The organism is Mycobacterium sp. URHB0044 (assembly GCF_000620625.1).
In the GTDB taxonomy this organism is placed as follows: Bacteria; Actinomycetota; Actinomycetes; order Mycobacteriales; family Mycobacteriaceae; genus Mycobacterium.
Window position 1 is genome coordinate 177142 of the sequence record NZ_JIAW01000003.1, and the last position, 22929, is coordinate 200070.

Annotated in this window: 19 protein-coding genes; 10 read left to right on the top strand and 9 right to left on the bottom strand. The window is 66.7% G+C overall.

Annotated features, from left to right (window positions below):
• On the bottom strand, window positions 1-2583 hold the full coding sequence (locus N536_RS0107555; protein ID WP_036435744.1) for an AAA family ATPase: 2583 nt from the start codon (window positions 2581-2583) through the stop codon (window positions 1-3).
• Window positions 2584-2731: 148 nt separating this feature from the next.
• On the opposite strand from N536_RS0107555, the gene N536_RS0107560 reads away from it, so the two are divergent.
• The 4 genes from N536_RS0107560 (at window position 2732) to N536_RS0107575 (ending at window position 5488) form a co-directional block, all read left to right on the top strand.
• Complete coding sequence (locus N536_RS0107560) at window positions 2732-3004, top strand: DUF4242 domain-containing protein (protein WP_029113059.1); 273 nt, start codon at window positions 2732-2734, stop codon at window positions 3002-3004.
• Between the two features lie 21 nt (window positions 3005-3025).
• Window positions 3026-3298 carry a hypothetical protein gene (locus N536_RS0107565; protein ID WP_155948488.1) on the top strand — a complete coding sequence of 91 codons (273 nt, stop codon included), beginning with the start codon at window positions 3026-3028 and terminating at the stop codon, window positions 3296-3298.
• 175 nt (window positions 3299-3473) lie between these two features.
• Window positions 3474-5123 carry a DNA repair helicase XPB gene (locus N536_RS0107570; RefSeq protein ID WP_029113061.1) on the top strand — a complete coding sequence of 550 codons (1650 nt, stop codon included), beginning with the start codon at window positions 3474-3476 and terminating at the stop codon, window positions 5121-5123.
• Entirely contained in the window at window positions 5120-5488 is a 369-nt protein-coding gene (locus N536_RS0107575) for a VOC family protein (protein WP_029113062.1), read from the top strand. Before N536_RS0107570 ends, N536_RS0107575 begins: the two co-directional genes overlap by 4 nt.
• Before the next feature lie 98 nt (window positions 5489-5586).
• On the opposite strand, the gene N536_RS0107580 is transcribed toward N536_RS0107575, so the two are convergent.
• Window positions 5587-5931 (bottom strand): cupin domain-containing protein, encoded by a 345-nt coding sequence (locus tag N536_RS0107580; RefSeq protein WP_029113063.1) that lies wholly within the window; start codon window positions 5929-5931, stop codon window positions 5587-5589.
• A gap of 85 nt (window positions 5932-6016) precedes the next feature.
• Here N536_RS0107580 and N536_RS0107585 point away from each other — a divergent pair, with 85 nt between their 5' ends.
• Window positions 6017-6853 (top strand): NAD(P)H-binding protein, encoded by an 837-nt coding sequence (locus tag N536_RS0107585; protein ID WP_029113064.1) that lies wholly within the window; start codon window positions 6017-6019, stop codon window positions 6851-6853.
• A 28-nt stretch (window positions 6854-6881) separates the two neighbouring features.
• Here N536_RS0107585 and N536_RS40655 read toward each other — a convergent pair whose 3' ends face one another.
• Window positions 6882-11531, bottom strand: a complete 4650-nt coding sequence (locus N536_RS40655; RefSeq protein WP_051574313.1) for an Ig-like domain-containing protein — start codon at window positions 11529-11531, stop codon at window positions 6882-6884.
• Here N536_RS40655 and N536_RS0107595 point away from each other — a divergent pair.
• Window positions 11530-11811 carry a hypothetical protein gene (locus N536_RS0107595; RefSeq protein ID WP_029113065.1) on the top strand — a complete coding sequence of 94 codons (282 nt, stop codon included), beginning with the start codon at window positions 11530-11532 and terminating at the stop codon, window positions 11809-11811. The two genes, N536_RS40655 and N536_RS0107595, sit on opposite strands and share 2 nt — an antisense overlap.
• A gap of 506 nt (window positions 11812-12317) precedes the next feature.
• Here N536_RS0107595 and N536_RS0107600 read toward each other — a convergent pair.
• On the bottom strand, window positions 12318-13307 hold the full coding sequence (locus N536_RS0107600) for an LLM class F420-dependent oxidoreductase (protein WP_029113066.1): 990 nt from the start codon (window positions 13305-13307) through the stop codon (window positions 12318-12320).
• Window positions 13308-14067: 760 nt separating this feature from the next.
• On the opposite strand from N536_RS0107600, the gene N536_RS0107610 reads away from it, so the two are divergent.
• The 3 genes from N536_RS0107610 to N536_RS0107620 all read left to right on the top strand — a co-directional run bounded on the left by N536_RS0107610 (window position 14068) and on the right by N536_RS0107620 (window position 15685).
• The gene (locus N536_RS0107610; RefSeq protein ID WP_029113067.1) at window positions 14068-14574 is read left to right on the top strand and encodes a DUF2505 domain-containing protein; all 507 of its coding nucleotides are present in this window, start codon (window positions 14068-14070) and stop codon (window positions 14572-14574) included.
• A gap of 84 nt (window positions 14575-14658) precedes the next feature.
• The gene (locus N536_RS0107615) at window positions 14659-15084 is read left to right on the top strand and encodes a pyridoxamine 5'-phosphate oxidase family protein (protein WP_029113068.1); all 426 of its coding nucleotides are present in this window, start codon (window positions 14659-14661) and stop codon (window positions 15082-15084) included.
• A gap of 4 nt (window positions 15085-15088) precedes the next feature.
• Entirely contained in the window at window positions 15089-15685 is a 597-nt protein-coding gene (locus N536_RS0107620) for a bifunctional 2-polyprenyl-6-hydroxyphenol methylase/3-demethylubiquinol 3-O-methyltransferase UbiG (protein ID WP_029113069.1), read from the top strand.
• A gap of 50 nt (window positions 15686-15735) precedes the next feature.
• On the opposite strand, the gene N536_RS0107625 is transcribed toward N536_RS0107620, so the two are convergent.
• The 4 genes from N536_RS0107625 to N536_RS0107640 form a co-directional block, all read right to left on the bottom strand.
• Window positions 15736-17871, bottom strand: coding sequence for a 3-hydroxyacyl-CoA dehydrogenase NAD-binding domain-containing protein (locus N536_RS0107625; protein WP_029113070.1), 2136 nt, complete (start codon window positions 17869-17871; stop codon window positions 15736-15738).
• A gap of 5 nt (window positions 17872-17876) precedes the next feature.
• Complete coding sequence (locus tag N536_RS0107630) at window positions 17877-19088, bottom strand: acetyl-CoA C-acetyltransferase (protein WP_029113071.1); 1212 nt, start codon at window positions 19086-19088, stop codon at window positions 17877-17879.
• A gap of 184 nt (window positions 19089-19272) precedes the next feature.
• A complete protein-coding gene (locus tag N536_RS0107635) occupies window positions 19273-19461 on the bottom strand; it encodes a hypothetical protein (protein ID WP_029113072.1) in 189 nt (62 codons plus the stop codon).
• Between the two features lie 36 nt (window positions 19462-19497).
• The gene (locus N536_RS0107640; RefSeq protein ID WP_029113073.1) at window positions 19498-20604 is read right to left on the bottom strand and encodes an alkene reductase; all 1107 of its coding nucleotides are present in this window, start codon (window positions 20602-20604) and stop codon (window positions 19498-19500) included.
• Window positions 20605-20680: 76 nt separating this feature from the next.
• On the opposite strand from N536_RS0107640, the gene N536_RS0107645 reads away from it, so the two are divergent.
• The gene (locus N536_RS0107645; protein ID WP_029113074.1) at window positions 20681-21853 is read left to right on the top strand and encodes a pyridoxal phosphate-dependent aminotransferase; all 1173 of its coding nucleotides are present in this window, start codon (window positions 20681-20683) and stop codon (window positions 21851-21853) included.
• Here the strand turns inward: N536_RS0107645 and xypA are convergent.
• A complete protein-coding gene (gene xypA, locus N536_RS0107650; protein ID WP_029113075.1) occupies window positions 21850-22905 on the bottom strand; it encodes a sugar ABC transporter xylitol/L-sorbitol-binding protein XypA in 1056 nt (351 codons plus the stop codon). The genes N536_RS0107645 and xypA overlap by 4 nt on opposite strands.
• Window positions 22906-22929: the final 24 nt, after the last annotated feature.

The window sequence follows — 22929 nt, forward strand, 5'->3', positions numbered from 1 at the left end:
TCAGGCGATGATGCCGAGTTCCCGGCCGCGACGGACCGCCTCCCGCCGGTTGGCGACGGCCAACTTGCCGAGAATCGCCGACACGTGGTGGTCGACCGTCTTCGCGGAGAGATACAGCTGTGCGGCGAGTTCGGCGTTGGTGAGCCCGTCGTCGAGGCGCCGCAGCACTTCGACCTGGCGCCTCGTCAGGCCCGCAGGATTGCTCAGCGTCGTCGTCCGGCGGCGGGCAGGCACCCCCTTCATCCCGCCGGCGCGCAGGTCGAGCCGTATCTTGTCGGCGACCGCGGTCGCGCCGATGCGGTCGAGCATGTCCAGCCCGCGGCGGGCGTTGATGTCGCCGCCGGCCTCGGTGAGCGCGATGGCTGCTTCGTACACCGAGCCGATGCGCTCGAATTCCGCTGCTGCTGAGGCGATGTCGCCGTCGAGGTAGAGCCGGTACGGCGTCGCGAGACCGTCGGCGTCCACGCTTCCGTCGAGCCGTCTCAGCCACATGGCCAACTCACCGCGCGCCCATTCCAGACCGGGTCCCGACGCCTCGGCGAGGAGCCCTTCGTACTCCGCGAGACCGGCGTCGCCGGTGTTGGCGAGCCAGGCGCGTTCGACGAGTGCAGCCGCAACGGGCAGCACCCGGACCGGTTCGCCGTAGCGGCGCGCCAGGGTCCATGCCTGCGTCAACTCGCCGGCATCATCCCCGTTGCGGCGCAACATGATCAAGCCGCGGATCGCGTGCGGCCAGGTGCGCGCCAGTGGCGCGGTAGGCGTTTCGAGCACCGACACCGCGTCGGCGAGTGCGTCGTCCCAGTCGCCACTGAGCAGGCTCAACCGACCGCGAGCACCGAGTTGCCACACTCGGCAGATCGGCAGATCCCGCTCCCACGTCATCGGGATCGTGATGTTCAACAGCTCGGCCGCGTCGGCCAGGCGGCGCTGCTCGACGTCGAGATAGGTCAGGTTGCTGTAGCCGCTGGAGTAGATCTCGTCGAGATGCTTGGGGGCCGACCGCATGAGTTCGAGCACCGTCGCCCGGCCCCGCTCCTCGCCGGCGATCACCGAGCAGATGCCTTCGATGATCTCGACGCGAACGCTCAACGCCGGGTCGCCTGCCGCCGCGGCGATCTCTCTGGCATGTGCCAGCATCGACTGCGCGCGCTGCAGATCGTTGGATTGCATTGCGAGGTAAGCCTGCATCGCAAACGCATGACCCAGTGAAGCCAATGCAGAAGGGTGCACCGAGTCGCCGTCGACCACGGTGACGGCATGACGAGCATGTTCCTCGGCGCCTCGGCGATCCGCGTTGTACCAGTCGTAGACGGCCAGCGAGTGGTGATCGGCACTCAGCTCGGCCACCGCACCGGTCAGCTTGCGAATGGCGAGCGCCCGCCGGCACGCGTCGATGGCGTTGTCGAGCTGGTCAGTCAGGTAGTACTCCGCCGCGACGAGCTCGAGAAGTTCGGCTTCGGCGTCCGGAGACAGGTCACCGCCGGATTCCATTGCGATTCGGTAGAACTCGGCCGCCTGTCGGTGCGCGCCCGACCGCGCGGAGGCGCGACCCGCCTCGATGGCCGCGTGCCGGAGCCGCCGTTGATCACCGGCTCCGAGCGCGTGGTGGGTCATGACCGCGGGGTCTGTGCGGCCGGCCTCGTCGTAGGCGGCCATCATGCGCAGGTGCAGTGCCGGCTCCGCGCCGGGAGGCAGCACACTGGCGACGGCCAACCGGCACAGGTCGTGACGAAACGCGACGCCGCGAGAGGTCCTCCCGATCAGATGAGCATCGCGAAGACGGTGCAACGGCGCCAGCGGCACACCCAGATGGGTGAGCAGATAGTCGGGTATCGCCTCGGGCGAGCAGCTCAGCAGGTTGAGCACGTCCCATTCGGCCTCCCCGAGCCCGACCGTCCGGCCGAGCACCGCATCGCGCACGGTGGTGGGCAGATCGCCGCCGGAGTGGTCGAGCATCTCGGTGACGAAGAATGCGTTGCCCCCGGTGATTCGGTGCAGCCACTCCGCGTCGATCGCGCGATCGGCGGCGAGTTCTTTGATGCCCTCCACGCTCAGCGGTTGCAGCCCCACTAGCCGGGCGTTTCCCGATCGGGCGACGTCGGCGAGCAGCATCCGAAGTGGGTGGGCCACGCCCACCTCCTCGCCGCGCGCCATCCCGACGACCAGCAGCGGCCTGCGGTGGATCCGGCGCAGGACGAAGCGCAAAAGATCGATCGTGCCCTGATCGGCCCAGTGCAGATCGTCGATGACGAGGATCGTCGGTGCTACGGCCAGGTCGGCGAGCACTGCGTCGTAGATGTCGTAGGGGTGTTCGGCCTCGCGCATGGCCCGGCGCGCGTCCTCGGTCAACGCGCCGGCGATGTCGTAGACGGGTCCGAGCGGTCGTGGCGTGTCCAGCGGATCGCACATCGCCGACAGCACACGGGCACTTCCAGCCCGGTCGGCGAGGAACTGCTCGATGAAGGCGGTCTTGCCCGCACCGGACTCGCCGGACACGACGACGAGCTGGCCGCGGCCTGCGAGCGCGTCGTCGGCGCATGCGGACAGCGTCTGGAACTCCTGTCCCCGCTCCACCAGCTGCACGCCGGAATGATATCGAGCGGGAGCACTCTGAGCAGGGCAAACGCAACGGTCGACGCAAGATGGGGAAGTTCTCCCGATGTGACGGGCGGTGCTGCCCGGCGACTCTTGAGCGGTGTCAATCAACCGCACATACGAGAAAGAGAGAGTCATGAAGCGATTCATCATCGAGCGCGAGATCCCCGGCGCGAGCGAACTGCCCGAGCAGCAGCTGGCCGAGATCGCCCGCACGTCCAACAACGCGGCGGCCTCGCTCGGCGTCCCGTACACCTGGGTGACCAGTTACGTCGCAGGCGACAAGGTCTACTGCGTCCACGAGGCCGAGGACGAGGAGGTCATCCGTGAGCATTCGCGCCGCGGCGGCTTCCCCGCCAACGCCGTCACCCAGGTGGCCGCCGAGTTCGGCCCCCACACAGCGAACTGATTACGAGAAAGGAGGAAAACCATGTCTATCTACGTAAAACGGGCAGCCGCTACTGCGGCGATGCTGGCGGCGCTCGTCATCCCGGGAGTCGCCGGGCTGACGGCGGCCACGGCCAACGCCATGCCGATCAGCAATCTCGCCAGCGAATGCCGCCAGGCCAACAGCGGATCGTGGGTCATCGACTACAACGGCGCTCATCAGGTCGTCGGCTACAAGTGCTGGTACCGCGACATCGACGGCAACCAGTACGTCGACTTCTACGACCGCCGGGGCAATTACTACGGCTCGGGGTAGAGGGAGACGCGATGGATGGGAGCGGCGGCCGAGCCCGAGGGGTGGCCGCCGCTTCACAGTTTTCGCTCCCTGTCGTTGCGACCTGGATAATGGACAAAATGACCGACCGAAGACGATCGCGAGTGAGGATCGTAGCGAGGCACGAGCGAGGCCCGGAGCGAGCGCGAGTCGAGACATGACGGACGGCCCCCTGATCGTGCAGTCCGACAAGACGGTGCTGCTCGAAGTCGACCACGAGCTCGCGGGGTCGGCGCGCGCCGCGATCGCGCCGTTCGCCGAGCTGGAACGTGCCCCCGAGCACATCCACACCTACCGCATCACGCCGCTGGCACTCTGGAACGCGCGCGCCGCCGGGCACGACGCCGAGCAGGTCGTCGACGCGCTGGTGTCGTTCTCGCGCTACCCCGTCCCGCAGCCGTTGCTCGTCGACATCGTCGACACCATGGCCCGCTATGGGCGGCTGCAGTTGGTGAAGAGCCCCGTCCACGGCCTGATCCTGGTGAGCCTGGACCGCGCGGTGCTCGCGGAGGTGTTGCGCCACAAGAAGATCGCCCCGATGCTCGGTGCCCGCATCGACGACGACACCGTGATCGTGCATGCCAGCGAGCGCGGTCACATCAAGCAGATGCTGCTCAAGATCGGGTGGCCCGCCGAAGACCTGGCCGGCTACGTCGACGGTGAGGCGCATCCCATCTCGCTCGAGCAGGACGGCTGGGAGCTTCGCGACTATCAGGAGATGGCCGCCGACTCGTTCTGGGCGGGCGGCTCGGGCGTCGTGGTGCTGCCATGCGGTGCCGGTAAGACGCTGGTCGGCGCCGCTGCGATGGCCAAGGCCGGTGCCACCACTCTCATCCTGGTGACCAACACCGTGGCCGGCAGGCAGTGGAAGCGCGAGCTGATCGCACGCACCTCGCTCACCGAGGAAGAGATCGGCGAGTACTCCGGGGAGCGCAAGGAGATCCGGCCGGTCACGATCGCGACGTACCAGGTGATCACCCGCCGCACCAAGGGTGAGTACCGCCACCTCGAGCTGTTCGACAGCCGCGACTGGGGCCTGATCATCTACGACGAGGTGCACCTGCTGCCCGCGCCGGTGTTCCGGATGACCGCCGACCTGCAGTCGCGGCGCCGGCTCGGCCTCACCGCCACGCTGATCCGCGAGGACGGCCGCGAAGGTGACGTGTTCTCCCTGATCGGGCCGAAGCGGTACGACGCGCCGTGGAAGGACATCGAGGCGCAGGGCTGGATCGCCCCGGCGGAGTGCATCGAAGTGCGCGTGACGATGACCGAGAACGAGCGGATGATCTATGCCACCGCCGAACCCGAGGAGCGCTACAAGCTGTGCTCGACGGCGCACACCAAGATCGCGGTCGTGAAGTCCATCCTGGAGCGTCACCCGAAGGAGCCGACGCTGGTGATCGGCGCGTACCTCGACCAGCTGGACGAGTTGGGCCGCGAACTGGACGCGCCGGTGATTCAGGGCTCGACGAAGACCGCGGAGCGCGAGGTGCTGTTCGACGCGTTCCGCCGCGGTGAGATCCAGACGCTGGTGGTGTCGAAGGTGGCCAACTTCTCGATCGACCTGCCGGAAGCCAGTGTTGCCGTGCAGGTTTCGGGCACGTTTGGATCGCGACAGGAGGAGGCGCAACGGCTGGGCCGCCTGCTGCGCCCCAAGCACGATGGCGGCGGCGCGATCTTCTACTCGGTGGTGTCGCGTGACAGCCTGGACGCCGAATACGCCGCGCACAGGCAGCGCTTCCTCGCCGAACAGGGCTACGGCTACGTCATCAAGGACGCCGACGACCTTCTGGGGCCGGCGATATGACGGTCAAACGGGTGATGCCCGTCCTGACGGTGTCGGACGTGGCGGCGTCCCGCGACGCGTACGTGGCGGTGTTCGGCCTGTCCGAGGTGATGAACCACGGGTGGATCGTCACGTTGGCCAGCCCGGACGATTCAGGTGCGTTGCACCACCAGGTCAGCCTCATGACCAAGGATGCGACGGCTCCGGTCAACCCGAACGTGTCGATCGAGGTCGACGACGTCGACGCTGCGCATGAGGCCGCAGTGGCCGCGGGTCTGACGATCGTCCATCCGCTCAGTGACGAGGATTGGGGCGTGCGGCGGTTCTTCTTCGCCGACCCGTCAGGCAACGTCGTCAACGTGCTGACGCACCGGGGAGATCGCTGACGGTCGTGACCCGGCTGCACGGCGGTCACGGTCGCGACTGTGCACTTTCGTACGCCCAAGCGGCGTGTCGCGTACGAATCCGCACACTCGCCGTACGACTAGGTATGCGGTCCAACGGTTTTGGCCACCGTCAGTAACACCACCGAATCCTCGATGGCGTGCAGCCCGTGGCGGGTGCGCGGCAATACGATGAGGTCGCCGGGAGAGCCGTCCCAGCCGGACGTGGAGTTCGTCACCCGCACCCTGCCCTGCAGTACCTCGAGCGTCGCCTCGCCAGGACTTTCGTGGTCGTCCATGGTGCTGCCGGCCGTCAACGCCATCAGCGTCTGACGCAGTGAATGCTCGTGCCCGCCGTAGACGGTGTGTGCGCTGCGGCCGCTGCCGCTAGCGCGCGCCGTTTCCAGGTGCTCGCGCGCCAGCGCGGTGAGTGAGATCTTTTCCATCGACAGTCCCCTTCCAGACGATCACACATGCCATCAAGCGTTTCGACCATGGATCGTCTCGTCATCAAACCGTTGAATTCAAGCCATGACCAACACCAACACCATTCTCGTCATCGGAAGCACCGGCAAGACCGGAGGGCGCGTCGCAGAGCAACTCGAAGCACGCGGCATCCCCGTCCGGCACGGCTCACGCACCGCCGACATCCCGTTCGATTGGGATGACCCGCATACCTGGACACCGGCGCTGACGGACGTCGACAAGGTCTACGTCACCTACTACCCGGATCTCGCGGTCCCCGGCTCGGTCGAGGCGATCCGCGGACTCACCGAACGCGCCAAGCAGGCCGGCGTCAGGCGGGTGGTGCTGCTGTCCGGCCGCAACGAAGCCGAGGCCGAACGCGCCGAGGACGTCGTCAAGGCGTGCGGACTCGAGTGGACGATCGTTCAGTGCGCGTTCTTCTCGCAGAACTTCAGCGAGGGTGCCTGGCTCGACGAGGTTCTCGCGGGCAGCGTCGCGCTGCCGGTTCGCGACGTGCAGGAGCCCTTCGTCGACGCCGACGACATCGCCGACGTCGTGGTGGCCGCGCTGACCGAGGACCACCACGTGGGCGAACTCTATGAGCTCACGGGGCCGAGGCTGCTGACCTTTGGTGACGCGGTGGCGGAGGTCGCGGCAGCCGCCGGACGTCACGTCGGGTTCGTGTCGGTGTCGATCGACGACTACGTCGCGATGCTGACCGAATACGGATTGCCGGATGACTTCATCTGGCTGCTGAACCACTTGTTCACCGAGGTGCTCGGCAGCAAGGCGCAGCTGGGTGATGGCGTGCAGCGTGCGCTGGGGCGAAAGCCCAAGGACTTCGCCGACTACGCACGAGATGCGGCGGCAGCCGGGGTCTGGGCGGCCCAGGCCGAAGCCTGAGCCGCCCACCCCCCGCTTGTGGCGCTCGCTACAACACCGTGAGGAGCAAGGGCAACGAAACACTTTGGGTCCCTTGGAAGTCAGTGACGACGACCGACACCGTCCTAGTGAGGGAGCCGAGAAGCGTGAACGGTGAGAAGAAGGTGACGGACCGCAGCGCTTGCTGATACTGCGTGGCCGTGCCCGAACCCGTCATGGTCAATATTCCGGTCGTGGCGTTGTAGCTGCCGGTGATGGAACTGTTGGCCGGTGGGGTGAACGCCAGCACATCGTTCGCATTCCTGCCCAACGTGATCGCCACCGTTGCTCCCGACAACGACGCGGAGTCGAGGTCGGTCACGGTCATGAGCGAATCCACGACCACTGCGGGACTGCCGTCCGTGTACAGCAGCGCACCGAGGAGCGAAGTGGTCACCACCGGAGGAAGATTCGCCGCGACAGTCGCCAGCACGGGCACCGAGATGCTCGGCAGGCCTTGCTGATCGGTTACCACGAACGACACCGTGCGCACCCCCACCAAGGTTGCCGCCGTGGTTGCGAACGTGACCGACCGCAGCGCTGCCTGGTACTGCTCCACCGTTCCGGAGCCGGTGAGGGCCAACACCCCGGTCGTGCTGTCGTAGCTGCCCGTGATCGAGCTGAGTGGTGGCGGGGTGAAAGCCAGTGCATCGCCTGTGGACTTGCCCGCCCCGATCGTCACGGTGGCCCCCGACAACGACGTCGCGTCATCGAGGATCGTGACCGCGCCGTCCAGTGTCGCCGGGGGATTGCCAGCCGTATAAGGCACGGCATTGACCAAGGAGGACAGCACGATCGGCGCGACGTTCAGTGGCAACGCCACCACGGTCACCGCCACCAGCCCTGGGAGGCTGGCCGCTCCCTGGGCGTCGGTGACGACGATCGAGACGGTTTTGATCGATGCCAGCGCCGTGGAGCTGGTGGAGAACGTCACCGCCCGCAGGGCAGCCTGGTACTGCGCGACGGTGCCGGTGCCGGAAAGGGTCATCACACCCGTCGTCGGGTTGTAGCTGCCGGCGATCGGGCTGCCGCCCTGGACGTAGCCCAATGTGTCTGTAGCCGAGGCAAATCCAGTGCCGATGGCGACCACCGCCCCGAACAAGTTCGTCGAGTCCAGGTCGACGACCGTTACGGCCGGGTCCAGCACGGCAGCGCTTCCGCCAGCGGTGTAGCTCACGTTCGCGAGTGATGTCGCCACCAACGGTGCGACATTGACTGGTGCCGCCAGTACCGTCACGGCCACCGACCCGGGCAGACTCTCCACGTTCTGCGCATCGGTGACGACGATCGAGACCATCTTGATCGTGGCCAACGCACCGGTCGTGCTCGCGAACGTCACCGACCGCAACGCCGCCTGATACTCCGCGACGGTGCCAGTGCCCGACAAGGTCAGCACACCGGTGGTCGGGTTGTAGCTGCCGGCGACCGGGCTGCCGCCCTGGACGTACCCCAAAGTGTCTGTGGTTGAAGAGAACCCGGAACCGATCGACACCGTCGCGCCGAACAGGTTCGGCGAGTCCACGTCGACGACTGTCACCAAGGGGTTGAGTGTCACCGCCGGACTGCCGGCGCTGTACACCGGGCCGACCGGGATCGTCGTCACCAACGGCGGCACCGCGCTGATCGGCAACGCCAACACCGTCACCGCCACCAGACCCGGCAGACTCTCCACGTTCTGCGCATCGGTCACCACGATCGACACCATCTTGATCGTCGCCAACGCCGACGAACTACTGGCAAACGAGACCGACTGCAACGCTTCCTGATACTGCGCGACGGTCCCTGCACCGGTGAGGGTGAGTACGCCGCCGGTGTAGGTGCCGGTGATCGCGCTGCCGGACGGCTGGGTGAACGTCAGCACATCCCCCGCCGTCAGACCACTGATGATCGACACCGTCGCCCCCCACAGGTTGGGCGAGTCCACGTCGACGACTGTCACCAACGGATTCACCGCCACGGGTGCACTGCCAGCGGTGTAGACCGGGCCCACCGGATCGGTCGTCACCAACGGCGGCACCGCGCTGATCGGCAACGCCAACACCGTCACCGCCACCAACCCCGGCAGACTCTCCACGTTCTGCGCATCGGTCACCACGATCGACACCATCTTGATCGTCGCCAACGCCGATGACGTCGACGCGAACGTCACCGACCGCAGCGCCGCCTGATACTGCGCGACGGTCCCTGCACCGGTGAGGGTCAGTACGCCGCCGGTGTAGGTGCCGGTGATCGCGCTGCCGGACGGTTGGGTGAACGTCAACACATCACCCGCCGTCAGGCCACTGATGATCGAGACCGTCGCCCCCAACAGGTTCGGCGAATCGACGTCGATCACCGTCACCAACGGATTCACCGCCACGGGTGCACTGCCAGCGGTGTAGACCGGCCCGACCGGGATGGTCGTCACCAACGGCGGCACGGCAGAGACCGGCAACGCCAACACCGTCACCGCCACCAACCCCGGCAGGCTCGACACCGCATCCGCGTCGGTCACCACGATCGACACCATCTTGATCGTCGCCAGGGCCGATGACGTCGAGGCGAACGTCACCGACCGCAGCGCCGCCTGATACTGCGCGACGGTTCCAGTGCCGGACAGTGTCAAGACACCGGTCGTCGAGTTGTAGCTGCCACCGATCGGACTGCCACCCTGGACGTACCCCAAAGTGTCTGTGGTTGGGGAAAGCCCGGTACCGATCGACACCGTCGCCCCCAACAGGTTCGGCGAGTCCACATCGATCACGGTCACCAACGGATTCAGCGCCACAGCCGGACTACCGGCGGTATAAACCGGACCCACCGGGATCGTCGTCACCAACGGCGGCACCGCAGAGATCGGCAACTTCAACACCGTCACCGCCACCAACCCCGGCAGGCTCGACACCGCATCCGCGTCGGTCACCACGATCGACACCATCTTGATCGTCGCCAGGGCCGATGACGTCGAGGCGAACGTCACCGACCGCAGCGCCGCCTGATACTGCGCGACGGTTCCAGTGCCGGACAGTGTCAAGACACCGGTCGTCGAGTTGTAGCTGCCACCGATCGGACTGCCACCCTGGACGTACCCCAAAGTGTCCGTCCCCGAGGTGAACCCGGTCCCGATCGACACCGTCGCTCCCGAAAGATTCGCCGAATCCACGTCGACGACCGTCACCAACGGATTCAGCAGCACCGCCGGACTACCAGCCGTATAGACCGGGCCGACCGGAACGGTTACCACGACCGGTGGCACATTCACGGGGAACGCGACCACCGTCAACACCACCACGCCTGGCGCACTTGCCGCCGCCGCGGCGTCCTTCACCACGATCGACACCGTCTTCACCGACGCCAACGCGTCCGCGGTCGTCGCAAACGTCACCGATCGCAACGCCGCTTGATACTGCGCCACCGTCGCCGTGCCCGACAGCGTCAACACACCGGTGGCGGCGTTGTAACTCCCGGCGACGGGACTCGTGCCCTGGACGTAGCCCAACGAGTCCGTCTTCGATCCGAACCCCACCCCGATCGACACCGTCGCCCCCGACAGAGTCGTGGAGTCCAGGTCGACCACCGTCACCGCCGGGTCGAGCGTGATCGGGGCGCCCCCGACCGTGTAACCGCGCACCCCCGAGGTCACCACGACGGGCGGAACATTGACCACGCTGCCCGTCACCGTGACGGGAACCACCTTCGTGATCCTGTCTGCTCCTGCGAGACCGATGAATTGGAAGAATCCGTGAACGGCGTCCTGGACCACCCCGAAGAGCCCGGGCAGGCGGACACCCACCGAATCATCGATGACCACGGTGAAGCTGTCGGTCAGTCCCGCGGGGGGAACGGTCGAAGTCGGTGTGTAGACGTAGCTTCCGTTCGGCGCGACCACGACGGTGCCGAATGCGCCTTGGTGCGTCACGGTGAAAGCCAATGGGTCGCCGTTTGGATCGACCGCGTTGAGGTTGCCGGTCACCTGGCCGCCCAGGCTCTGGCTGATCTGCACCGGATGCGCGATGGGCGTCCGGTTGAAGAAGGTGTGCGTGATTTCTCTTCGCACCCAAGCCAACACGGCCCACAACACGGGAATCTGCGGAGGCGAACCCGTCCCGGCCCCGAGGAACGGCGTGAGGACGAAGGAGACGAACTCCGAGGCGAGATTGACGACGGTGCCCGGAATGGCCAGGACCGCACCGATGGGGTCGAACGGCACGGCCGACGGAGCAACGGGCACGCTGAACGTAGTCAGCTGCGAGGCAACGGCAGGGTCGGCCGGCTCGTCGGCGGCGATGGTGGACACGTGTCGTGCACTGCTACCCGTGGCCGCGGATGCGGTGTCGGATCCGCGCGTCTCTTGCAGTCCGTCCACGATCGCGTCGTGTTGGCCGTCCGATCCGGCTGCAGGCACCTCGGCGTGGCGCGGCGAATCGTTCCGAGGGGCAACCTCATTCGCTGGCGGGAAGGCCGGCACCAGTACCGGGGTCTCCACGGCAGGCGCCGTCTCAGCGGGAGGATCGGATTCGTCGGCGTCTTCGTCACCGAGTCCCGGCTCCGGTTCCTCGGCTGCCGGTGGTTCCGATGCGCTTTGAGCTCCACTCGGCTCGGAGGCCGCGGCGCTCGCGGCGGGCACGCCCGAGGTGCCATGCGTCGAGGTGTGGGCACCGCCGGAGCTGTCGACGTTCATGGCGGGAACGCCACCGTTGTCCGGACTCGGGTCAGCCGACGGCGACCCGCCTGACGTCGACGTGGAGGCCGACGTCGAGGCCGACGTGGACGCCGACGGGACTTCCACGCGAGCCGGCGGTGCCGGCGCTGCATCCGATTCGGAGTCCGGTGACGACGCGGCGGGTGTGTCGGAATCGGGGTCCGGGTTGGCCCATGCCACCCCGGGGGTGGTGGCCACGGCCACCCCTACTCCCAGCGAGACAGCCAGCGCCCCAATGCGACCGACGTACTTCGCATAGGCCGTATCGACCTTGCGGGCGTGCCGCGGTCCGACGTCGGAAGCGAGGCTGCGGATCAGGTCAAGGTTCGACAGAGCTTGCGGAGGCGATGCAAATCCGTGCGTGCGTCGTTCTACACGATGCCGTGGCGGATTTGCGCACATTGAATCGCCTCCAAAGGCCAAAGGAGAACTTCGCTGATTGGTGCTTGACTTCGGTGCCCGAACAGTGCAATGCGCGTGAAGCGACGCCGTCGTGCTGGCGTGTCTGCGCGGTCATGCAGCTCCGAAAGTCCTTGTCGCCGCTGGCTCCTGACGCCCGACTGCCACTGGGCGTTGCCAGCGAGCGCCCAGATTTCGGAGCTTAAGGTGCCGGACGCGTCGGCAATGTATTTTCGCGCGAGTCAATAACTCGATTGTTGCAAGCGCAAATACTCGCTCGTCCAGCTCCCCGAAGCGCCACGAAAAAAGTCGAGGTCAGAAGGGATGCACAGCACGCAACGACGCCGAGCTGCGTCGAGGAATTGCTTAGCTCAGCGCCGGAATGACCTCACGCTCGAAGAGCTCGATGCCCGACCGGTCATAGGCCGCTTCGGGGAAGTAGAGGATGGCGTACTCACAGCCGAGGTCGCGCATCCGGCTGAGCCGTTCGACGATCTGTTCTGGTGTGCCACTGGCAGAGTCGGGCGAGGTGACGGTCGACAGCATGCCGTCCACCGCCTCCGGATTCGCCTTGGCGATCTGCCGGGAACGGATCCGCTCGACGCGGTCCTTCACGTCAGCCTCCGACGTGCCGACGACGGCATTGAAGTTCGCCGACCGTACGATCGCGCCGTAGTCGGTGCCGACGTCGCGGCAATGCGCCTCGAGCACTTCGGACTTGTGCCGGAACCCGTCGAGCGCGGAGGTGAAGTTCGTGTACTGCGCGTACTTGGCGGCGATGCGCAGCGTCACCTTCTCCCCGCCGCCGGCGATCCACAGCGGAAGGCCACCGTCCTGCAACGGCTTTGGCGCGACGATCGCACCGTCGACCTGATAGTGCTTGCCCTCGAGGCTGACTCGCCCATCGCGCCAGGCGTCGCGCATGATCCGGACGCCCTCGTCGAGCATGCCCAGTCGAACGCCCGCCGACGGGAAGCCGTAACCGTAGGCCTCCCACTCGTGCTGATACCAGCCGCCACCGATGCCCATCTGAACCCGGCCGCCGGAGATGATGTCGGCGGTGGCCGCCACCTTGGCGAGGTACACCGGGTTTCGATAGCCCATCGCCGTACACATCTGGCCGAGCTTGATCCGCGACGTCGTCGCGGCGTAGGCCGACATCAACGACCATGCCTCGTGGGTGGCCTCGTCGGTGGGCACCGGCACGGTATGGAAGTGGTCGTACACCCACAGCGAGTCCCACGCCCCGCCGTCCGCGTAGGCGGCGAGATCGCGCATCACCCCCCACTGACTTGCGGTGGGGATGTCCACCAGATCCAGTCGCCAACCTTGCGGAATGAACAGTCCGAAGCGCACGGAATCCAACTCTAAGGCGTGACGGATCGTCGCGGTCGGATCTGGCGTGACGACACTTCAGTACACCAGGGGAACCCCAGGCTGACACTTCTGTACGGCCGCGTGGACGAGTGCGTCGTGAACCGCGACGGCCGACAGCACGTGCTCGGAACCCTTCCATCCGCAGCTGCATTTGCCGTGCGCTCGCACCAACCCCCTCGAGACGGTCGCCACGCCACCAGTCCCCGCATCGAGCCGACCCATGGGCTGGCCCATCTCGCGACCGACTGGGCCGTCGGCACTGGCGTCGTAAACCAGATTGAGCCGACGAGCGATGGGATGCCCAAAGTTCAGGGGAACCGACATAAATGCCGAAACTAGCAGGTTTCCCACAATTGGGAACGTCTGATTTTTGGCGCAAAGACGCTGGTTGAGCGCTGGCGCGAGTGGGATGGCATTCCGCTTTAATTGCCGAATCCGGACGAAGCCTGAGTTTCCGCATGTAATCGCCTAAATCGCGCCTCCCTAGCGAATTTGCTAAATCGTCGGCGCCACGGCATAAGCGCACGTGAGATCATGCAGGATTTACCATATCGATGATTAATCAAGCACATATTACACAATTCGGTCGCCACGAATTCGTGAGTTAAATGGAAATTCACCGATGCGCGGTCGTGACCACCAGTTTCAATATTCGCGGCAAACGCACCATGCATTGCAGGAGGGTGTCCGTCGCCGGCGCGGTGGCCTGACGCCTACGGCGGAGGTAGCGTGCCCTGCTGTGCCGCGCTCATTCGTTCTGTCGGCCGAATCCGCGCACACGGTCGATCGGGTCCACTCGGCTTTCGCCGACGAGAGCTATTGGCAAGCACGGCTTGCCGCCTTCGATACCGGCAGGCCTTCGCTGGACTCGCTGACGACCGACCAGGACGGCACCACGACCGCGGCGATGACGCTGACCTTCGGCGGTGATCAATTGCCGCCGCTGCTCAAGCGTCTCCACAGCGGCACGTTGCGCGTGGCTCACCGGGAGCGCTGGCATGCACCCGAAGGCGGCAGCGTCCGAGGCGAGATCGTCGTCGACGCCTCGGGCCTGCCGGTGTCGGGCCACGGCGATGTGTCGGTTACACCGATCCCGGATGGGTCGCGGTTCGCCTGCACCGGGACCGTCACGGTCAACGTGCCCTTGATCGGCGGGACGATCGCGAAGCTCATTGCCGACCCGCTCACCGGCGGGATTCGCGACATCCACGATTTCACCGCCGCCTGGATTTCCGAGAACGGCTGAGGGGTCAACGGAGACACCGGAACCCGAGCCGGCGCCTGCCACGAGTCGACCTCCTTGTCACCGGCCGGGACTAGCCTGGCTGGCATGCCCCTTTCACAGGAAGAACGCGAACAGTTTCTGGCCGAGCCGCACATCGGAGCACTGTCGGTGTATGCGGGCGATACGCGCGGACCCCTGACGGTCCCCATCTGGTATCAGTACACGCCAGGGGGTGAGCCGTGGATCCTGACCGAACCCGGTTCGCGCAAGGCCAGACTCATCGAGGCGACGGGGTTCTTCACCCTGATGGCGGAGCGGCTCGAGCCGAGCGTGCGCTACGTCGCGGTCGACGGCGCCGTCAGCCGGATCGAGCCGGCCACCGACGCGCAACTGGAGGAGATGACCCGGCGCTACCTCAGCGGGGACGCCGCGGAGAAGTACCTCCAGTTCGCGCACGACAACCTCGGCGAGAACGTGGCGATCTACATGCAGCCGCAGCACTGGCTGTCGGCCGACATGGGTTCGTTCTGAGCCCATGTCGTCGCGACGACGCCTGTTTCGGGCCCTCTACCGGCTGGGCTTCACGCCATGGGACGGGCATCCGCTGTCCCCTACCTTGCGAAACCTCGTCGAGGGCGAAGACGCCCTGCCTGCGGGCGCGGCGCTCGACATCGGGTGCGGAACGGGCGACAGCTCGATCTACCTCGCCAAGAACGGCTGGCGGGTCACCGGCGTGGATTACGTGGCCAAACCACTGGAAGCCGCGCGGGCCAAGGCCAAGAAAGCCGGTGTCACCGTCGACTTCCGCGAGGCGGACGCTACCCGACTGGAGTCAGCCGGCATTGGTACCGGTTTCGGGCTGATCGTCGACAACGGCTGCCTGCACGGCATGTCGGCCGAGGATCGTGCCGCCTACGTCCGCGGCGTCAGTGCCGTCATCGCGCCCGGCGGTCGACTGTTCATCGTCGCCTTCACGCCGGGTGGCTCGTTCGGCGTGCCCGGCATCGCGCCGGACGAGGTGACGCGCCGCTTCGCCGACGGCTGGACGGTGCTCTCGTCCGGGCCCGAGCCGGATGTCGGCTCGCGTAACGCAGATGCCGTGCAGCACTACCTGTTCCAGCGCGCCGGCTAACGCAAAACCCCCCCCAAGACGCCACTGTCTTGGGGGGGTTCCGCGTCGGTTTAGGACGTGAGCGAGGCCGGCGGCGTGAAGCGGTCGCCGTACTTGGCGGCCAGCTCGTTGGCCCGTGCCACGAAACCTGCCTTGCCGCCCGGGTATCCGACGATGTACTGCGCCGACCCACCGGTCCACGGCGGGAAGCCGATGCCCATGATCGAGCCGATGTTGGCGTCGGCCGTCGTCATCAACACGCCCTCGTCGAGGCACTTCTGCGTTTCCAAAGCCTCGGCGAACAGCATCCGGTCGATCATGTCCTGCAGCGGCGGGGTCGAGCTACCCGACTTGAACGTCTCGCGCAGGCCCGGCCACAGCTGGGTGCGCTTGCCGTCCACGTACTCGTAGAAGCCTGCGCCCTTCAGGCGCGACGGGCGTCCGAGCCCGATCATCTTCTCGACGACGCCTTCGGCCGGGTGTGGCTCGTAGGTGCCACCGGCGTCCTCGACGCCCTTGCGGGAGGCAACGGCGATCTTGTGCATCAGCTCGAGGTTGAGCTCGTCGGACAGCTGCAGCGGCGGCGCGGGGTATCCGGCCATGCTGCCTGCCCGCTCGATGCTGGCGGGCTCCACGCCCTCGCCCAGCATCGCCAGCGCCTCGTTGACGAACGTGCCGATGACACGGCTGGTGAAGAACCCGCGGCTGTCGTTGACCACGATCGGCGTCTTGCCGATGGCCAGCGTGTAGTCGAACACCCGGGCCAACGCCTCGTCGGATGTCTTCTCACCCCTGATGATCTCCACCAGCGGCATCTTGTCGACGGGCGAGAAGAAGTGGATGCCGATGAAGTCCTCTTGGCGCTTCACCCCGGTCGCCAGACCGGTGATCGGCAGCGTCGAGGTGTTCGACCCCAGCAGCGCGTTGGGCTCGACGACGTCCTCGATCTCCTGGAACACCTTGTGCTTGAGGTCCTGGCTCTCGAAGACCGCCTCGATCACGAAGTCGACGCCCTTGAAGTCGGCGGGGTCGGCGGACGGGGTGATGCGGGCCAGCAGTGCGTCGGAGCGCTCCTGGGTGGTCTTGCCCCGCTCCAACGCCTTGGCTTCGAGCTTCTCCGAGTAGTTCTTGCCCTTCTCGGCGGCTTCGATGCTGACGTCCTTGAGCACGACGTAGAAGCCGGCCTTCGCCGAGACGTAGGCGATGCCTGCGCCCATCATGCCCGCGCCCAGCACGCCGATCTTGGTGATCGGAACCTTGCCGATGCCGTCGGGCCGCGAACCGCCCGAGCTGATGTACTGCATGTCCAGGAAGAACGCCTGAATCATGTTCTTGGCGACCTGGCCGGTGACCAGCTGGGTGAAGTAGCGGCTCTCGATGCGGCTGGCGGTGTCGAAGTCCACCTGCGCGCCCTCGACCGCGGCATCCAGGATGGCGCGCGGTGCGGGCATCGGCGCACCCTTCAGCTGCTTCTTCAGCAGCGCAGGGAACGACGGCAGGATGCTCGCCAGGCCCGGCGACGACGGGGTGCCGCCGGGCATCTTGTAGCCCTTCTTGTCCCAAGGCTGTTCGTGCGCATCGGGATTGGCCTTGATCCACGCCTTCGCGGCGGGGACCAGTTCCTCGACGGTCGGCAGTACCTCGTCGACGAGGCCGATTTCGAGGGCCTTGGCCGGCTTGAACCGGGTGCCCTGACTGAGCACCTCCATGAACGCCTTCTGGATGCCGAACATCCGCACCGTTCGGGTGACGCCACCGCCGCCGGGCAACAGGCCCAGCGTGACCTCGGGCAGGCCGAGCACGCCGCCCTTCACGTCGGCCGCGATGCGGTGATGACACGCCAGCGCGATCTCCAGGCCACCGCCGAGCGCGGCGCCGTTGATGGCCGCGACCACCGGCTTGCCCAGGGTCTCCAGGGTGCGGAGCTGCTTCTTGACGGTCTCGACCATGTCGAACGCCTGACCGGCGTCGTCCGGCCCTAGGGTGATCATGCCCTTCAGGTCACCACCGGCGAAGAAGGTCTTCTTGGCGCTGGTGATGACCACACCGGTGATCGAATCCTTCTCGGCGACAAGGCGTTCGACGGCCTTGCCCATCGAGTCGGTGTAGTGCTCGTTCATCACGTTGGCCGAACCGGTCGGGTCGTCCAAGGTCAGGGTGACGATGCCGTCGGCATCCTTGTCCCACTGAATCGTGTTCTCTGCCATGGTCTTTAAACCCTCTCGATGATGGTGGCCACGCCCATGCCGCCGCCGACGCACAGCGTGATCAGCGCGCGCTTGGCGCCGCGCCGCTCGAGCTCGTCGACCATGGTGCCGGTGATCATGGCGCCGGTGGCGCCCAACGGGTGGCCCATCGCGATGGCGCCGCCGTTGACGTTGAGCTTCTCGTCCGGGATGTTGAGGTCCTTCTGGAACTTCAGCACCACCGACGCGAACGCCTCGTTCAGCTCGAACAGGTCGATGTCGTCGACGGTCAGGCCGGCGCGGTCGAGCACCTTCCGGGTGGCCGGGGTGGGGCCGGTGAGCATGATCACGGGGTCGGCGCCGCTGGTGGCGGTGGCCACGATGCGGGCGCGCGGGGTCAGACCCTGTGAGGCGCCGGCACTCTCGGAGCCGACGAGCACCAGCGCGGCGCCGTCGACGATGCCGGAGCTGTTGCCGCCGGTGTGGACGTGGTTGATCGCCTCGACCCAGTGGTACTTCTGCAGCGCGACGTCGTCGAAGCCACCCATGGCTCCGATGCCGTCGAACGCCGTCTTCAGCTTGCCGAGGCTCTCGACCGTGGAGCCGGGCCGCATGTGCTCGTCGTGGTCGAGGATCACCAGACCGTTCTGGTCCCGCACCGGGACGACGGACTTCGCGAAGTAGCCGCCCGACCATGCGGCGGCGGCGCGCTCCTGCGACCGCGCCGCGTAGGCGTCGACGTCCTCGCGGGAGAAGCCTTCCAGCGTGGCGATCAGGTCGGCGCCGATGCCCTGCGGGACGAATCCGATGGTGTAGTTGGTCTCGGGGTCGGTGGCCCAGGCGCCGCCGTCCGAACCCATTGGCACGCGCGACATGGATTCCACGCCGCCGGCGAGCACCAGGTCGTCCCAGCCGGAGCGGACCTTCTGGGCTGCGGTGTTGACGGCCTCGAGGCCGGAGGCGCAGAAGCGGTTGAGCTGCACGCCGCCGACGGTGTCGGGCAGGCCCGCGGCCAGCACGACCGTGCGGGCGATGTCGCCGCCCTGGTCGCCGACCGGTGAGACGACACCGAGGATGACGTCGCTGATCAGGTTCTCGTCCAGGTCGGGGAACCGGGTGCGAAGCTCGTCGACCAGGCCGACGACAAGGTTGATCGGCTTGACCTCGTTGAGTGCGCCGTTGCGCTGCTTGCCGCGAGGCGTGCGAATTGCCTCGTAGATGAAGGCTTCTTCAGCCATGGTGATTTCCTGTTCGTTGACTCGTCCGACGGTAGAACGCCGTGACCGCAGCGTAACAGCCTCGGCCAACCTGTTGGTTGGGTGGTCAGGGCCACATTCGGCCCGCCACGAGACGGCGCCGACACGCCGCCGCGAGCGCGACGACGACGTCACGCCCGCGGCTTCGGGAACTGAACTGAACTACTTAGTCGGGTGAGCCCTCGGAGTCGTCGAAGAACGACCACTGCCCGTCGTGCTCGACTTCCATGCGCCAGCCGAGCTCGTTGTAGTCGGCCTTCTGGTCGACGAACCAGGCGTGCGCGTCCTCGGCGCTGGCGATCTCCTTGGTATCGACGACGTCACCTTGCGGGTTGAGTACTCGATAGTTGGCCATGCCTGAGGTGTTTCCCGCTCAGAGCCAATCGAATCGTCAGGCCGACTTCAACGCGTCGAGTTCGTCCAGCGTCGGGTAGTCGACGTAGCCGACGGGTCCCGGTGCGTAGAAGGTCGCGACGTCGGGCTCGTTGAGTTCGGCGCCGACAATCAGGCGGTCGATGAGATCGGGGTTGGCCAGGAAGGCGCGTCCGACGGCGGCGGCACTGATGAGGCCCCATTCGGCGAAGCTCTCCAGCTGGCAGAAGTCGGTGTCGATCTCGCGGCCGGTGTTGAGCACGAACGGCCCCGACCACAGCGCGCGGATCACGCCGAACACCGACGTCGTCGGATCGATCAGGACGTGGAGGTAGGCGATCTCCAGCGGTGCGATCCGGTTCAGCAACGCCTCGTAGACGCCGACGACGTCGACCTCGCGCATGCCGCCTGCCGCGTTCCCTGGCGAGATGCGCAGGCCGACGCGGTCGGCACCGATCTCGGCGACGACGGCCTCGACGACCTCGGCGGTCAAGCGCGCGCGGTCGGCAGGTGATCCGCCGTAGGCGTCGGTCCGCTCATTGACGACGTCGGACTGGAACTGGTGCAGCAGGTATCCGTTCGCGGCGTGGATCTCGACGCCGTCCATTCCGGAGTCCACCGCGCGACGGGCGGCGGCACGGAACTGCGCGACGATGCCGGGGATCTCCTCGGTCTCCAGCGCGCGTGGCACGGGCAGCGGCTGCTTGCCCGACGGGGTGTGGGTGGTGACGTCGGCGGCGATCGCCGACGGCGCGACCGATTCGGCGCCGTTGATGTCTGGGTGGGCCATCCGTCCGACGTGCCACAGCTGCACGAACATCGAACCGCCCGCGGCGTGCACCGCGTCCGCCACTTCGGCCCACTTGTCCTGGTGGCGGTCGGTGTAGATGCCCGGCGTGTTCAGGTAGGCGCCGTTGGCCACCTGCGATATCGCGGTGGCCTCGCTGATGATGAGGCCCGCGGCGGCGCGCTGGGCGTAGTACTGCGCGGCCAGATCCGACGGCGTCCCGTCGGCGTCGGCACGCGAACGCGTCAGCGGCGCCATGAAGATGCGGTTGGCGGTCTGCGTTGCGCCCACCGTCACGGGGTTGAGCAAGCTGGCGTCGGCGTCGAATCTGAAGGTCACGCCGCAGTCAGCGTTTCGCGCCGAGCGTTCATTCCCCGCGGCTGTCGACGGCGGCTTCGCACTAGGCTCGACGGCCATGACGGTTTCGCGGCTGCGGCCCTACGCCATCACGGTGTTCGCCGAGATGTCGGCGCTGGCCGCGCGGGTCGGCGCCGTGAACCTCGGGCAGGGCTTCCCCGACGAGGACGGCCCGCCCGCGATGTTGAAGACCGCCGAGAACGCCATCGCCGAAGGGGTCAACCAGTACCCGCCCGGCCTCGGCATCGCGCCGCTACGCCAGGCGATCGCCGCTCAGCGCCGACGCCACTTCGGCATCGAGTACGACCCGGACACCGAGGTGCTCGTCACGGTGGGCGCCACCGAGGCGATCGCGGCGGCGGTGATCGGGCTTGTGGAGCCGGGTTCCGAGGTGCTGATGATCGAACCCTTCTACGACTCCTACTCCCCCGTCGTCGCGATGGCCGGCTGCCACCGCGTGACGGTCCCCCTGGTGCCCGACGGCCGGGGCTTCGTCATCGACGTCGACGCGCTGCGTCGCGCGATCACGCCGCGGACCAAGGCGCTGATCGTCAACTCGCCGCACAACCCGACCGGCATGGTGGCGACCGACGCGGAGCTCACCGCGATCGCCGAGCTGGCGGTGGCGCACGACCTGCTGGTGATCACCGACGAGGTGTACGAGCAGCTGGTGTTCGACGGGCGCCGCCACCTGCCGTTGGCCGGCTATCCGGGAATGGCCGAGCGTACCGTCACCATCTCCAGCGCCGCGAAGATGTTCAATGCCACCGGCTGGAAGATCGGATGGGCGTGCGGGCCAAGCGAACTCATCGCCGGGGTGCGGGCAGCCAAGCAGTACCTGACCTACGTCGGCGGGGCGCCGTTCCAGCCCGCGGTGGCCCACGCGCTCGACACCGAGGACGCGTGGGTCACCTCCCTGCGGGAGTCGTTCCAGGCCAAGCGGGATCGACTGGCGTCTGCCCTCACCGATATCGGATTCGGCGTACACGACACCTTCGGCACGTACTTCCTGTGTGCCGACCCCCGCCCGCTGGGCTACGCAGACAGCACCATGTTCTGCGCAGAGCTACCAGAGCGGGCGGGGGTGGCGGCCATTCCGATGTCGGCGTTCTGCGATCCCGACGCGCCGCACATCGGTGAATGGAATCACCTGGTGCGCTTCGCCTTCTGCAAACGCGACGACACCATGGAAGAGGCGATCAGGCGCCTGGAGACGCTGAAGACCCCCTAGCCTGTCGGCTGCTTCTGCCCGGGGATGCCCTCGTAGGCGATGTCCCCGGTCTTGAGGTTCTGCTGCGTCAGCTCGACCAGCCCGTCGAGGAACTTCTGCCGGTCGGTCACCACGTGTTGGATCGCGACGTCGACGTTGTCCTTGGTGATCGCCGGCATGACGTAGACCGCGTCGGTCTTGACCTGCTCGCCCTTGATCAGTGCGTCGGCGACGGCCAAGCCCGCGGACAGTTCGACGGTGCCGTTCTGCAGTGAGGTACCGATGAATTCACCGCTCTTGACTGCGTTGAGGCCGTCCTCGATGCCGTCGATGCCGACGATCGGGACGTCGGTGCGGCCGGCTTCCTTGAGCGCCTGCAGAGCGCCGAGACCCATGTCGTCGTTCTGGGCCACGACGCCGTTGATTTGCGGTCCGAAGCTGGAGATCCAGTTCTTCATCTTGTTGACGGCTTCGTCGCGCTTCCAGTTCGCGGTGTCCTTGGCCAGCACCTTGATGTCGGGGTACTTGGCCAGGACCTGGTCGATTCCCTTGCCACGGTTGATCTCTCCGGATCCACCGAGCGGGCCCTGCAGGACGACGATGTTGCCCTTGCCGCCCAGCCGGTCGGCCATCATCTGCATTTCCTGCGCACCGGCCGCCACGTCATCGGGCTGCACGTTGCCAGACAGCTCCTTGCTCTCCAGGGCCGCGTTGACCGCCAGGATGGGAATGTTCTTGGCCTTGGCGGCCGCCACCTGGGGAGCCAGCGAATCCGCCTGGGCGGGAACGACGATGATGGCGTCCACGCCCTGGTTGATCAGCGAGTCGACCTGGCTGGCCTGCGTCGACACGTCGTTGTTCGCCGAATTCCACAGCAGCTCGATGTTGTTCGCCTTGGCATAGGTGTCCATGCCTTCCTTGCCGGCGGTGATGAACGAACTCATGTCGTACACGGTGACGCCGATGCGCTTGGTGTCCTTGTTCGCTTCGGTGTCGCCCGCGCCGCACGCCGTCAGGCCGAATCCCAGCGCACCCGCCGAGGCGATCGCCAGGACCTTGGTCGTGAACCTCATCGTTCCTACTTTCCATCTGTTGTT

Excerpts from the sequence above, each read along its gene's own strand:
- xypA (WP_029113075.1), bottom strand. The coding sequence starts at position 22,905 with ATGAGGTTCACGACCAAGGTCCTGGCGATCGCCTCGGCGGGTGCGCTG.
- N536_RS0107615 (WP_029113068.1), top strand. The coding sequence starts at position 14,659 with ATGCCCCTTTCACAGGAAGAACGCGAACAGTTTCTGGCCGAGCCGCAC.
- N536_RS0107580 (WP_029113063.1), bottom strand. The coding sequence starts at position 5,931 with ATGGAAAAGATCTCACTCACCGCGCTGGCGCGCGAGCACCTGGAAACG.
- N536_RS0107630 (WP_029113071.1), bottom strand. The coding sequence starts at position 19,088 with ATGGCTGAAGAAGCCTTCATCTACGAGGCAATTCGCACGCCTCGCGGC.
- N536_RS0107635 (WP_029113072.1), bottom strand. The coding sequence starts at position 19,461 with ATGGCCAACTATCGAGTACTCAACCCGCAAGGTGACGTCGTCGATACC.
- N536_RS0107565 (WP_155948488.1), top strand. The coding sequence starts at position 3,026 with ATGTCTATCTACGTAAAACGGGCAGCCGCTACTGCGGCGATGCTGGCG.
- N536_RS0107585 (WP_029113064.1), top strand. The coding sequence starts at position 6,017 with ATGACCAACACCAACACCATTCTCGTCATCGGAAGCACCGGCAAGACC.
- N536_RS0107595 (WP_029113065.1), top strand. The coding sequence starts at position 11,530 with ATGGCGGGAACGCCACCGTTGTCCGGACTCGGGTCAGCCGACGGCGAC.
- N536_RS0107575 (WP_029113062.1), top strand. The coding sequence starts at position 5,120 with ATGACGGTCAAACGGGTGATGCCCGTCCTGACGGTGTCGGACGTGGCG.
- N536_RS0107620 (WP_029113069.1), top strand. The coding sequence starts at position 15,089 with ATGTCGTCGCGACGACGCCTGTTTCGGGCCCTCTACCGGCTGGGCTTC.
- N536_RS40655 (WP_051574313.1), bottom strand. The coding sequence starts at position 11,531 with ATGAACGTCGACAGCTCCGGCGGTGCCCACACCTCGACGCATGGCACC.
- N536_RS0107560 (WP_029113059.1), top strand. The coding sequence starts at position 2,732 with ATGAAGCGATTCATCATCGAGCGCGAGATCCCCGGCGCGAGCGAACTG.
- N536_RS0107645 (WP_029113074.1), top strand. The coding sequence starts at position 20,681 with ATGACGGTTTCGCGGCTGCGGCCCTACGCCATCACGGTGTTCGCCGAG.
- N536_RS0107570 (WP_029113061.1), top strand. The coding sequence starts at position 3,474 with ATGACGGACGGCCCCCTGATCGTGCAGTCCGACAAGACGGTGCTGCTC.
- N536_RS0107625 (WP_029113070.1), bottom strand. The coding sequence starts at position 17,871 with ATGGCAGAGAACACGATTCAGTGGGACAAGGATGCCGACGGCATCGTC.